The 12,488-nt window shown below is 39.5% G+C and carries 8 protein-coding genes; 6 read left to right on the top strand and 2 right to left on the bottom strand.

Translation table 11 applies throughout. The features are described from left to right. Position 1: 1 nt before the first annotated feature. A complete protein-coding gene (locus ACSHZO_RS06165) occupies positions 2-1,288 on the top strand; it encodes a hemolysin family protein (protein WP_298246689.1) in 1,287 nt (428 codons plus the stop codon). Between the two features lie 94 nt (positions 1,289-1,382). Next, on the top strand, positions 1,383-3,503 hold the full coding sequence (locus ACSHZO_RS06160; protein WP_298246688.1) for a peptidylprolyl isomerase: 2,121 nt from the start codon (positions 1,383-1,385) through the stop codon (positions 3,501-3,503). 53 nt (positions 3,504-3,556) lie between these two features. On the opposite strand, the gene ACSHZO_RS06155 is transcribed toward ACSHZO_RS06160, so the two are convergent. Then, the gene (locus ACSHZO_RS06155; protein ID WP_298246687.1) at positions 3,557-4,480 is read right to left on the bottom strand and encodes a GYDIA family GHMP kinase; all 924 of its coding nucleotides are present in this window, start codon (positions 4,478-4,480) and stop codon (positions 3,557-3,559) included. Then, entirely contained in the window at positions 4,480-5,796 is a 1,317-nt protein-coding gene (locus tag ACSHZO_RS06150; RefSeq protein WP_298246686.1) for a hydroxymethylglutaryl-CoA reductase, degradative, read from the bottom strand. The genes ACSHZO_RS06155 and ACSHZO_RS06150 overlap by 1 nt, the downstream gene beginning before the upstream one ends. 178 nt (positions 5,797-5,974) lie before the next feature. Here ACSHZO_RS06150 and ACSHZO_RS06145 point away from each other — a divergent pair, with 178 nt between their 5' ends. The 4 genes from ACSHZO_RS06145 to ACSHZO_RS06130 all read left to right on the top strand — a co-directional run bounded on the left by ACSHZO_RS06145 (position 5,975) and on the right by ACSHZO_RS06130 (position 12,484). Then, positions 5,975-8,146: a S9 family peptidase gene (locus tag ACSHZO_RS06145; protein WP_298246685.1), complete on the top strand. Its 2,172-nt coding sequence runs from the start codon at positions 5,975-5,977 to the stop codon at positions 8,144-8,146. A gap of 18 nt (positions 8,147-8,164) precedes the next feature. Further along, positions 8,165-10,066 carry a peptide MFS transporter gene (locus tag ACSHZO_RS06140; protein ID WP_298246684.1) on the top strand — a complete coding sequence of 634 codons (1,902 nt, stop codon included), beginning with the start codon at positions 8,165-8,167 and terminating at the stop codon, positions 10,064-10,066. A gap of 12 nt (positions 10,067-10,078) precedes the next feature. Continuing rightward, positions 10,079-11,866: a peptide MFS transporter gene (locus ACSHZO_RS06135; protein ID WP_298246683.1), complete on the top strand. Its 1,788-nt coding sequence runs from the start codon at positions 10,079-10,081 to the stop codon at positions 11,864-11,866. Between the two features lie 75 nt (positions 11,867-11,941). Next, positions 11,942-12,484, top strand: coding sequence for a thioredoxin family protein (locus tag ACSHZO_RS06130; protein ID WP_298246682.1), 543 nt, complete (start codon positions 11,942-11,944; stop codon positions 12,482-12,484). Positions 12,485-12,488 lie beyond the last annotated feature (4 nt).

Below are 12,488 nucleotides of genomic sequence, written 5' to 3'. Positions count from 1 at the left end.
AATGGAGGTTGAAATACTAATCATAGTTTGCTCTTTAATACTTTCTGCGTTTTTCTCAGGAATGGAAATCGCTTATGTTTCCTCTAATAAGATCTTCATAGAGATAGAAAAGCGTCAGAATGATTTTCTGGCGACCGTTTTAAAACGTCTTACCAAGAAACCTTCTAAATTCATAGCAACCATGCTTGTTGGAAACAATATAGCTTTGGTGGTTTATGGTTTCTTTATGGGTGACCTTTTAATGTACTGGCTTAGCGGACTCGATCCACAAAACAGCATCATTAATTATATCGTAGTAGATCTTAGTCTGCTTACTCAAACTGTAATATCTACACTGATAATTTTGCTGACTGCGGAATTCCTTCCGAAGGTATTTTTTCAGATCTATGCGAACAGCATGTTGAAATTATTTGCAGTACCTGCTTATATTTTCTACTTGCTATTCAGTTTCGTGTCCTCTTTTGTTATCTGGATCTCAGATATTATTCTGAAGAGATTTTTCAAAACCGATGGAGATGAAGTTCAATTAGCCTTCAGTAAAGTAGAATTAGGCAACTTCATTAGCGAGCAAATGGAAACAGTTGAAGAGCATGAAGACGTAGATAGTGAAATACAGATCTTTCAGAATGCCCTTTCATTTTCAGATATTAAGGCCAGGGAAGTAATGATCCCAAGAACCGAGATCATAGCAGTAGATCAAAATCAGGCGCCGAGTGATCTTGTGCAAACCTTTACTGAAACCGGACTCTCGAAATTGCTGGTTTATAATGATACCATTGATGATATCATTGGATATGTGCATTCCTTCGAATTGTTCAAAAGACCTCGTTCTATAAAGTCCATATTACTTCCGGTGATCTTTGTTCCCGAAACCATGTGGATCAAGGATGTTCTGAATATTCTTATCAAAAAGAGAAAGAGTATCGCGGTGGTTATCGATGAATATGGTGGAACCAGTGGGATGATGACCGTGGAGGATATTGTAGAGGAGCTTTTCGGTGAAATCGAAGATGAGCATGATTCAGCAGTCCTGATTGAGGAGAAACTGGGTGACGATCATTACAAATTTTCAGCAAGGCTGGAAGTGGATTATTTAAATGAGAATTACAGGACCGAAATTCCAGAAGGTGAAAATTACGAGACCTTAAGCGGATTTATAGTAAATCATACCGAAGAAATTCCGCAGCAGGGAGAGGTTATTAAGATCGAGGATTTCGAGATTAAAATCCTGGAAACTTCCAACACTAAAATCGAATTGGTTGAGCTGAAAATCAATCCGGAAGACTAAATATCGAAAGTTAAGAATTTGCTAATTTTAAATTTTATTATTAGCCTAAAAACCTTATTTTCGCCCCCTATATTTTGACAAATTTTATATTCAAATGGCAGTATTAAACAAAATCAGACAGCGGTCTGTTTTCTTGATTATTATCATTGCATTGGCTCTTTTCTCTTTTGTATTGGCCGATGTGATTAGAAATGGAGGCTTTAGTGGCCAGGATTCTCAAAATGTTATCGCTACCGTGAATGGGAATGAAGTAGATAGAGAGGAATTCGCCCGTGAAGTTGAGGCTTTCGAAAGAAATATGGGTAATAATATTAGTACTACTCAGGCTGTAAACCGTATCTGGGATCAGAAATTACGCCAGGTAATTCTTGAAGAAGAAGTTGAAAAGCTTGGACTAAGAGCTGGAGAAGATCAGGTTACGGAACTTGTGCGTACTCAAATGGCTGGAAATCCAAACTTCTCTAACGAAGCTGGAATGTTTGATGAAAACAGGTTGAGAGAATATGTTGCTAATTTGAAAGAAACTTCCCCGGAAGCTTATGCTCAATGGCAGCAGTTTACTTCCAATCTTGCACAAACTGCCAAGATGAATGCTTATTACAATATGGTAAGTGCTGGTGTTGGAGCTACTTTACTGGAAGGTGAGCAGGCATACAAGATGCAGAACGATAATATCAATATGAAATTCGTTCAGATCCCATATTCTTCAATTCCAGATAGCGAAGTTGAAGTTTCTAAATCTGATATCAAGAAATATATCGAAAATCATGCTTCTAAGTTCGAATCTGATGCTTCCAGAAGCATGCAGTATGTGATCTTTGAAGAAGCTGCTTCTAAAGGTGATGAATCTGAAGCTAAAGAAGCACTATCTAAACTAAGAAGTCAGAGAGTTGAATATAATGCTGCGGTTGGTGCTAATGACACACTTCCTGGATTCGACAATACAGATAATTATGCAGATTTTATAGCCAACAATTCAGATCTTCCTTACCAGAACATCTTTAGATTCAGAAATGATCTAAAAGGTGAAAATGCTGAGCAGATCTTCAATCTTAACGAAGGAGAGTCTTTTGGTCCTTATAAAGAAAATGGATACTGGAAACTTAGTAAAGTTGTTGAGACTAAGAATATTCCAGATTCAGTAAAAGCAAGTCATATTCTTATTAGCTACACTGGATCTCAATTGGGAGCTGCTGGTAATAGAACTAAAGCTGAAGCTGAAGCGTTAGCTGATAGTCTTGCTGGAGTTGTAAGATCAGATTCAGATAAATTCGCGGCCCTTGCTTCTGAATTTTCTGCTGATACATCAAATAAAAAACAGGCTGGAGATCTTGGATATTTTGTTCCTGGAATGATGATCCCTGCTTTCGAAAACTATGTATTTGATAATAAAACCGGAGATGTAGGTGTTGTTGAAACACCACTTGGATACCACGTGATCTCTATAGATGATCAAACTGAAGCTGCTAAAGCAGTAAAAGTTGCTACGATCGCAAGAGAGATCCAGGCTTCAGAAAAAACAATGAACGAACAGTTCAACGAAGTAACTAAGTTTGAGATCGCTGCTGCTGAAGGTGACTTTAGCAAGGTGGCAAAAGAAAGTGACTACGAAGTGCGTACAGTAAAAGATGTAAAAGCACTTGATGAGAATATTCCTGGTGCAGGTGCTCAAAGAAGAGTGATCCAGTGGGCATTTGAAGATGATGCTAAAGTTGGGGACGTAAGAAGATTTGACACTAACAGTGGATACGTAGTTGCGCAGCTAACAGCTAAGCAGGATAAAGGCTTAATGAGTGTTGAAGAAGCTTCAGCTGAAGTTACTCCAATCCTGGTTAAACAAAAGAAAGCGGAACTTATTAAGGAAAGACTTAAAGGAAACTCTCTACAGGAGATCGCCGGAAATCAAGGTGTAAGTGTTCAAACTGCAGATGCGGTGAACCTTAACAATCCTACACTAGCAGGTGCAGGTGAAGAGCCGGAAGTGGTTGGAACTGTTTTCTCTCTTGAAAAAGGAGAGATGAGCGAACCTATCGCTGGAGAAAAAGGTGTTTATATTGCTGAACTTGTAAGTAAGTTCGAAGCTCCAAAAATGGAATCTTATAAAGCTTTTGCTAATCAGGAAAGTGCTTCCCGAAGAGCTCAGGCAACTACAAGAGTATTTGAAGCTTTGAAGGAAAAAGCAGATATTCAGGATAACAGAGCTAAGTTCTACTAAGACCTAGCGATTGTACTTATAAAAAAATCCTCATCGTTTGATGAGGATTTTTTTTATTTAATCAATTCAGAATAGCTAAGAATATCATGATAGCCTTTATTTCTGAAGTAATCCTTTGAAGATTCATTCCCGGTGGCAAGCACGAAATCACCTCCCCAGCCGCCAAGACTTTTTATGAGTCCGTTATAATCTGGAAATAATTGATCCTGGATTCTGGGACTGTTTATCGCTTTAGATATAAGAATCTCGTGAGCTTTCAGAAGCATTTTAAACTCCATCAAATGCTCACACTGCAATATTTGTTCAGTAATACCAGAGATCTTCTCAATAAGCTGTGATCTGTTCGTATGGCTTTGTTTACGATAATGTGCAATGGCCTCGCGACTGTTCTGCTTGCGATTAAGGTAAACGAAGAATAGTTCTTCCTTAAACGGAGGATCAAAATCCACTGTAAAAACTGAAGCTTCCCCGTTGTTACGTTGAAAGCTGATAGGATGGTCGTGACTTGCTGCAGCAATATCGTAACCACTGCCACCAAAGGTTTCAGCTAGAAGTTGATAAGCATTGATTTCAAGCCAGTTCGCGATATTGTTAATAAGCGTGGAGGAAGTTCCAAGTCCCCATTTTCTATTGAAATCCTGATAAGTATTTATACTAAATCCAGATTTGAATTTCTCTGGTTTTAAAGAATAACAGTGTTTCAGGATTTGCTGTAAACGCCTGGCGATCTCCTGTTGTTCAGGACTTTCCAGAGAGGATGCCTGCGTTAAGAACTCACCTTCATTGATCTGAAAATCGGCTTTGAACCAGGTTTTATTATTTTCATCAAAACTTTCCCAGGAAATGACTGTAGATTCATTTGCTTCAACCTCTAACGACTGACCCTTCTTTGTGGGTAGGGCTAAAGATTTTGCGCCATCCAAAATAGCATATTCTCCGGTTAGCAATAATTTGCCGTTGCTGTGATACTTCTGCATTAGCTTCTTATTCTCTCAAGTTGTTCGATCACTCCGCTATGTGTAATAGTGTTTTTGGTGAAGTAAGTGATCATTTGTTGTTTTTCGTCCTCGGTAGCCTTTTGCTGGTTAAGGATATTCATAAGGTGCATTTTCATGTGTCCTTGCTGAATTCCTGTAGTAGTCAGTGATTTTACCGCGGCAAAATTCTGAGCTAATCCCGCAACCGCTGTAATTTTCATTAGCTCTTCCGCAGATGGATCCTGCAACATATTAAGTGCTAGTTTCACCAATGGATGCAGTGAAGTAAGACCACCTACGGTTCCTAAGGCAAGTGGAATTTCCATCCAGAAATGGAATATATCATTTTTGATCTTTGCATGAGTCAGGCTTGTATATTGCCCATTTCGAGAAGCATATGCATGAATTCCTGCTTCAACAGCTCGAAAATCATTTCCGGTAGCCAGTACAACTGCATCAATCCCGTTCATAATCCCTTTGTTGTGGGTAACGGCGCGATAAGGTTCGATTTCGGCAATTTTAATAGCCTGAATAAACTTTTCAGCGAAATCTTTACCCTTTATCTCAGGATTGTCTGATAATTGATTTACCGGACAGGACACTTCGGCCCGTACGATACATTCAGGCACATAATTCGAAAGAATGCTCATGACAATTTCCAGTTGTTTTTCTTCTTCTGAAAAATAATCGGTTGTTCTGGCCTGGTTGCGCAACACTTCTGCAAATTTCTCCAGGCAGGAATTAATGAAATTCGCACCCATGGAATCACGCGTATCGAATTTTACGAATAGCTGGTGATAATTGTCAAGATCTGAAGTTCTATCTATTAACTCAAGATCCAGAATACCACCGCCACGTTTTTCCATATTCCTGGTAATTGGAGCTACTGCATCATTCAATTTTTGACGGTTTTCTTCAAAAAACCGATGCAGATTTTCCTTACTGCCCTTGAACATGAAATGAACCTGGCCAATTTTGGTCATATTGAGAACTTCAGCTTTAAAGCCTCCGCGTTCACCCCAGAATTTAGCCGCTTTGCTCGCTGCTGCAACTACCGAGCTTTCTTCGATGGCCATTGGTATGGCGTATAGCCGGTCATTGATCTTAAAATTCGGCGCAATCCCAAATGGGAGATAATAGTTCGAGATCGTATTTTCTATAAATTCGTCGTGTAGCTTTTGAAGACTTTCATCTGTATTCCAGTAGTTCTGGAGAACAGTTACAGCTTCAGGAGTATTTGAAAGATAGTTTTCAGCTAGCCAATCTATTTTTTGTTGCTTACTGAGCTTGGAAAATCCGTTAACGGGTTTGATCATCTTAGTAGTTTTCAGGAGCACAAAGATACGAAGCTATATTAAGACCTGCACAAGGCGGTTTTTGATCTTTATGAAGGCTGGTCTCTTTAACACTTACTTAGTAATTTACAAGAATCGATAGTCATTTTTTGGTTAAATTTTAGTAAACTTGGCCTGCATTAAATATTCTACAAATTTTATGAAATTCCCCTATACTTTTGTTGCCTTTCTACTCATGGCGACTTCAGTGCTATCTGCACAAAAAAAGGAAGTTAGTCTTGAAGAGATCTGGAGTGGCAGCTTCCGTCAGGAAAGACTTCAGTCCCTGCAATCTTTGAATAATGGCGAAGAATATGTGGTGATGAACCGTGATCGCGAATCCGGTTCGGTGAGCATCGATATTTACAGTTACAAAACTGGTAAAAAAACCCGTACACTTCTCGACAGTAAAGATCTTAGCGAGATCGAAAGTTTTCAGAGTTTCAAATTCAGCGACGACGAGAATAAAATTTTACTTTCTACTGAAATTGAACCTATTTACAGGCGTTCTTCCAGAGAAGTTGTTCATATCTACGATGTAGCTTCTAAAAAACTCACGAAAGTTAGCGATGACAAAATTCAGGAAGCTTCTTTTTCTCCAGATAATTCCAAGCTTGCCTATGTTTTCGAAAACAACATTTATATTCTGGACCTTAAGTCTATGGAACGCACGCAGGTGAGCATGGATGGGGAGATCAATAGTATCATTAACGGGATTACAGACTGGGTTTATGAAGAGGAATTTTCTTTTGTAAAAGCTTTTGCATGGAACCCAACCGGTGAAAAGATCGCTTTCTTAAGGTTTGATGAATCGGCAGTTCCTGAATTCTCTATGGATCTCTTCGGAAAAGACCTTTACCCAACACAACAGGTTTTTAAATATCCAAAGGCGGGTGAGTCTAATTCAGAAGTTAGTCTGCATATGTACGATGTAGAAGCGAACTCTTCCGAAGAAATCAAACTGGGAGATTATACCGACTTCTATATCCCACGAATTAAATGGTCTTCAAAAGATATGCTGCTTAGCGTTCAGGTTTTGAACAGGCACCAGAATAATCTTGACCTTATTTTTGTAAATGCTGAAAATAATGAAGCCAGTGTTGTCTTGAACGAAACCGACAAGGCTTATGTTGATATTACAGATAATCTAACATTTCTTGAAGACAATAGTTTTATCTGGACCAGCGAAAAAGATGGCTGGAATCATATTTACCATTATGCTGAAGATGGGAAGCTTAAGAACCAGATTACTTCAGGGCAATGGGAAGTGACCAACTATTACGGCTATGATAAAAAAGCTAAACGCATCTATTTTCAAAGCACTGAAAATGGAAGTGTGAATCGTGATGTATATGCTATTAAGCCGAATGGTAAATCTAAAACCAGACTTACAGAGAAAGACGGTACGAATTCTGCCGACTTCAGTACAGATTACACCTATTTCATCAACACATTTACGAATGTAAATACTCCGCCAGTTTATACCTTGCACAAGACAAAGGATGGTAAGCAGGTGCGTGAGATCCTAAATAACAACGAGGTTCTAAAAAATAATGAAGCTTACCAATTTTCTCCAAAAGAACTTTCCAGTATTGAAGTAAACGGCAATGAACTGAATATGTGGACTATTAAACCGTCAAACTTTGATGAAAACAAGGAGTATCCGGTATTGATGTTTCAGTATTCAGGTCCCGGATCACAGTCGGTTTCCAATTCATATTTTGGAAGTAATGATTACTGGTATCAGTTACTGGCGAACAAAGGTTATATGATCGTTTGTATTGATGGTAGAGGAACCGGATTTAAAGGAGCCGACTTCAAAAAAGTGACTTACCAGGAACTTGGAAAATTTGAAGTAGAAGATCAAATCGCAGCAGCTAAACAATTAGCTGAAAAAAGTTATGTGGATGCAGATCGTATTGGAATCTGGGGTTGGTCTTATGGCGGCTTCATGTCTACCAACGCAATCTTAAAAGGAAATGATGTTTTCTCTATGGCGATTGCTGTGGCTCCGGTTACAAGCTGGAGATTCTACGATACTGTTTATACGGAAAGATATATGCGTACCCCGCAGGAAAATGCATCTGGATATGATGAGAATTCCCCGCTAAGTCATGTAGATAAGCTCGAAGGTGACTACCTGCTTATTCACGGTGGCGGAGATGATAATGTACATGTGCAAAATACGATGCGAATGGTAGAAGAACTGGTGCAGGCAAATAAACAATTTGACTGGGCCATCTACCCGGATAGAAATCATGGAATTTACGGGGGAAACACCAGGCTTCATCTTTACCAGATGATGACAGACTTTATACTCGAAAAACTTTAATCTAATACTCTCATATTAATGGCAACTCAAGACGTACGCGCTAATCAAAAAGAATTATTTGGCCACCCGGTTGGTCTCTATATTTTATTTTTCACTGAAATGTGGGAGCGTTTTTCCTATTATGGAATGCGTGCAATTCTGGTACTTTATCTTGTAAGTGCCACTACAGGAGGAAATGCAGGTTTAGGCTGGACAGGTGGAGAAGCGATCGCGCTTTATGGCTGGTATACCATGCTGGTATATGTGGCATCCATTCCCGGAGGTATCATTGCAGATAAGCTATTAGGACAGAAGAAGACCGTACTGGTTGGAGGTATTGTGCTGGTAGTAGGACACGGTATTCTCGCCGTGGAAGAAATGTGGGCTTTTTATTCAGGCCTGGCTTTGATCATCGCCGGAGTTGGAATGCTAAAACCGAATATCTCCACCATGGTTGGTGGACTTTATAAGGAAGGCGATATTAGAAGAGATAAAGGTTTTACCATATTTTATATCGGGATCAATCTTGGGGCTTTTCTTTCCAGTTTGATCGTAGGATATGTGGGTGAAGAAATAGGATGGCACTGGGGATTTGGTCTTGCGGGAATCGCGATGGCTTTAGGTCTTCTTGTTTATCTATGGGGACAGAAATACCTTGTAAATGTTGGTAACCTTCTTTCAAAAGCAGAACGTAGTGAAGGAGCTTCTCTTGGTAACATGTTCAGTAAATTGCTGAAATCACCACTACAGCTGGGTATTACAGCCGTATTAATGGCAGGATCTGTATACTACCTGATCTTTGAATCCCTACCTTACGGTTTACTTTATATCTTCCTTACCCTGGTAACAGCCTTAATGCTGATGGTTTATAAAGACCTTACTACCCAAATAATGAAAGACCGTTACGTTGTAATGATCTTATCATTTCTATTGGTAGTTGTATTCTGGGGTGCTTTCGAGCAGGCCGGTGGATTAATGAATATTTATGCATTGGATAAAACTGATAGATCGATTCCATTCGATTTACCTTTAATTGGTAATGAAGTTCCTGCGACATGGTTCCAGTCATTAAACGCCATGTTCATCATCATATTTGGTGTGGTCATCGCAAACTTCTGGGCTAAGAGAAAACTTAAGAATAAAGAGGCTTCGTCTATTTTTAAAATGGCGACAGGTGTAATTATTATGGGTCTTGGATTCATCTTTATGGCGATGGCTGCAAAAAGCTATACTCCTTACGATGAAAAGGCTGCAATGTACTGGTTGGTTCTTGCCTATTTACTGCATACTATCGGGGAGCTTTGTTCTTCACCAGTAGCGCTTTCATTCATTACTAAACTTGCTCCGGTCAAATATGCTTCCCTTATGATGGGTGTTTATTTTGCAGCGACAGGTCTGGGGAACAAAGTTGCCGGTGTGATTGGAGAATTTTCCCAGGGAGAGCCAATGGTAGTGAATCTTAATGCTACCGGTTCACAGATGACCCAAAATCTTCAAATCAACGATTCTGTAGTGGATAAACAACAGGATTTCAGACTTGCAGGAAATGTTTATGAAGAAAATGGGGAATTGAAACTTACCACGCTGGAAGGCAATGAACCAATGCTTGATTTCATTCAGTTTAAGGATAGTGAAAGAAGTAACGAAGTAGTTGAAACTTTACAGGAGGATAATGTTACTGCTGAAGATCCCTATCATGTATTGATAGATTTCAAACAGGGTGATGAGAAAAAAGGATGGAGTGGAAACTTCATAGTGGAAGAAATTCAAACTGATATGGAATACAAGACCTTCTGGGGAATTACCATATTTACGGCAATTTTCGGTTTACTTGTAATTTTATTGTTAAAGCCTTTAAAGAGACTTACTCATGGAGTTGAGGATAATGAATCTGAATTACCACAACAGGAGAATTTTGAACTTGGTGATACGCAGTCTTAATATCATTTAAATATGACAGCCAACGGAGAAGTTAATGTAGAAAATGACTTTTTTAAAAGTAAAGTTTTAGGCCATCCTGCAGGACTTTTTGTCCTCTTCTTTACCGAAATGTGGGAACGCTTTTCGTTCTACGGAATGCGGGTGCTTTTGGTGAATTTCCTAACGATGGCTATCGTAGGAGTAGATAACCCAGGTTGGGGATGGACTGCAGAAAATGCCGGAGCTCTCTTCGGGACTTATGCAGGACTGCTATATTTAACTCCAATTCTTGGCGGACTCATTGCAGATAAATTTACTGGCTACCGATGGGCAGTGATCATAGGTGCTGCGATAATGACTCTGGGTCATGCATCCATGGCGCTGGAAACCGAAACTTCCCTTTATCTGGGACTTGGTTTACTGGTTATTGGAACTGGTTTCTTTAAACCGAATATCACCTCCATCATTTCTGAGATGTATGAAGGCAAAACTGATAAAAAAGATGGGGCATACACTATCTTTTATATGGGTGTAAATGCCGGAGCATTTTTTGGAATGATGCTTTGCGGATATCTAGCTGAAAAAATTGGCTGGAGCTGGGGATTTGGCCTTGCCGGAATCTTCATGCTTCTAGGAACTCTACAATTCTGGCTGGCTAAACCTTTATTTGGAAAAATAGGAGGAGTGCCAGACAAAGAGTTGGAAGCAAAGCACCTAAGGGAGGAAGAGAGTAAAGGCGTTAGTCATAAGCCTAATCCTTTTACATTACTCGATAAAATTCTTGTATTCGCATCTGCCACCATTGGATTGCTCTATCTCATTAACGATCCGGTCTCCAGGATCGGTGATCTGAACTTACTCCCAGTTGTGATGCCTTTTGATCTTGGAGGTGAGCCATTTTCAGGACCAATTGGAATGGCATTGATCGGTCTCGCATTATTTCTGGTGCTGGTTATTTCCAGAATCTCTCGCTATGCGCCTATAGTTAGAGACAGATTAATCGCAGTGATTATTTTTGCTGTGTTTACAGTGTTTTTCTTCCTGGCATTTGAACAGGGAGCTTCATCACTTATCATTTTTGCAAGAGATAATGTGGACAGGGTACTTACGGGAAATTCAGCGATGATCTTCAATGTCATGAATGCACTGCTTACGGTAGTTCCGCTGGCAATCATTACCTGGGTACTTTATCTTTTATGGAAACAGACTTTTTCAAAAATACCTGGTTCTAATATAATCCTGGGAATATGCTTTGCGGGGATCTGGGCCCTGGTGATCTGGATGTTGGTGCGTGAATTTTCAGCAGCAACGACCGAGATCACCGTATCATGGTTTAGCATTTTGAACTCCTTCTTTATTATAGTATTTGCCTCTTTCTTCTCGAAATGGTGGGAGAGTAAATACAATCCCTCTGCTGCTTACAAATACTGCTTCGGGCTTGTGCTTCTTGGACTCGGATTTGGACTACTGGCTCTTGGGTCAAGCGGACTAGCAGAAGGAGCAAAAGTGAGCATGATCTGGCTTATTCTGGCTTATTTATTACATACGCTGGGTGAATTATGTTTATCACCACTTGGATTATCTTATGTTAGTAAGCTAGTGCCAGCAAGAATGATCGCCTTTATGTTTGGGATGTGGTACTTGGCGATCGCCATTGGAAACAAACTTGCCGGTTCACTTGGAGGTATGATCGAATCTGTTACAGAACAGTATGACCTTTCTACCTTTTTCCTCATATTCACCATAGTTCCTATCGCCGGTGGATTGCTGGTAGCATTACTAAATCCATTGCTGAAGAGATTAATGCACGGAATCAAATAATGAAAGCTTTATCAAAGCGTTTCTATTAGCTTAGGAACGCTTTTTGCTTTTAGCTAAATTCATTAATTTTAGCTTATGAAAAAACTAATATTCTTTCTAACATTTATATCGGCTGTTTCAGCGGTACAGGCGCAGGAGATTAACTGGATGAGCATGAACGAAGCTTTGGAAGCTCAAAAGAAGGAGCCAAGAAAGATCTTTGTAGATGCTTATACTACCTGGTGTGGTCCATGTAAACTTCTTGATAAAAATACCTTTGGTAATAAGGATGTAGCCAACTATATTAATAAACACTATTATGCCGTAAAGTTTAATGCTGAAGGTAATGAGGTGGTAAAATACAACGACAAGGTATTCAAGAATCCAAATTACCAGGCTAACAAAAAAGGAAGAAATTCTGTACATGAATTTGCGTTGGCAATGGGAGTGAATGCTTACCCAACGATGGTATTCTTTGATGAAAAAGGCAAGTTTCTTTCTCCCCTTAAAGGGTATCTTACTCCCCAAAAACTAGAGATCTTTTTGAAGGTTTTCGCTTCCAATGATTACAAAAATGTAACTACAGAGGAAGACTGGAAAGCTTACCAGGAGAACTTCGAAAGTAAATTCTCTGGTTAGAAAA

Origin of the sequence: Christiangramia sp. 3-2217-3z, assembly GCF_051195275.1 — a bacterium.
GTDB classification, from domain to species: domain Bacteria; phylum Bacteroidota; class Bacteroidia; order Flavobacteriales; family Flavobacteriaceae; genus Christiangramia; species Christiangramia marina.
This window is presented reverse-complemented; position numbering and strand designations above follow the sequence as displayed.

Bases quoted from the DNA above. Each gene is read 5' to 3' on its own strand.
- ACSHZO_RS06140 (WP_298246684.1), top strand. From the start codon at position 8,165: ATGGCAACTCAAGACGTACGCGCTAATCAAAAAGAATTATTTGGCCAC.
- ACSHZO_RS06155 (WP_298246687.1), bottom strand. From the start codon at position 4,480: ATGCAGAAGTATCACAGCAACGGCAAATTATTGCTAACCGGAGAATAT.
- ACSHZO_RS06145 (WP_298246685.1), top strand. From the start codon at position 5,975: ATGAAATTCCCCTATACTTTTGTTGCCTTTCTACTCATGGCGACTTCA.
- ACSHZO_RS06160 (WP_298246688.1), top strand. From the start codon at position 1,383: ATGGCAGTATTAAACAAAATCAGACAGCGGTCTGTTTTCTTGATTATT.
- ACSHZO_RS06135 (WP_298246683.1), top strand. From the start codon at position 10,079: ATGACAGCCAACGGAGAAGTTAATGTAGAAAATGACTTTTTTAAAAGT.
- ACSHZO_RS06130 (WP_298246682.1), top strand. From the start codon at position 11,942: ATGAAAAAACTAATATTCTTTCTAACATTTATATCGGCTGTTTCAGCG.
- ACSHZO_RS06150 (WP_298246686.1), bottom strand. From the start codon at position 5,796: ATGATCAAACCCGTTAACGGATTTTCCAAGCTCAGTAAGCAACAAAAA.
- ACSHZO_RS06165 (WP_298246689.1), top strand. From the start codon at position 2: ATGGAGGTTGAAATACTAATCATAGTTTGCTCTTTAATACTTTCTGCG.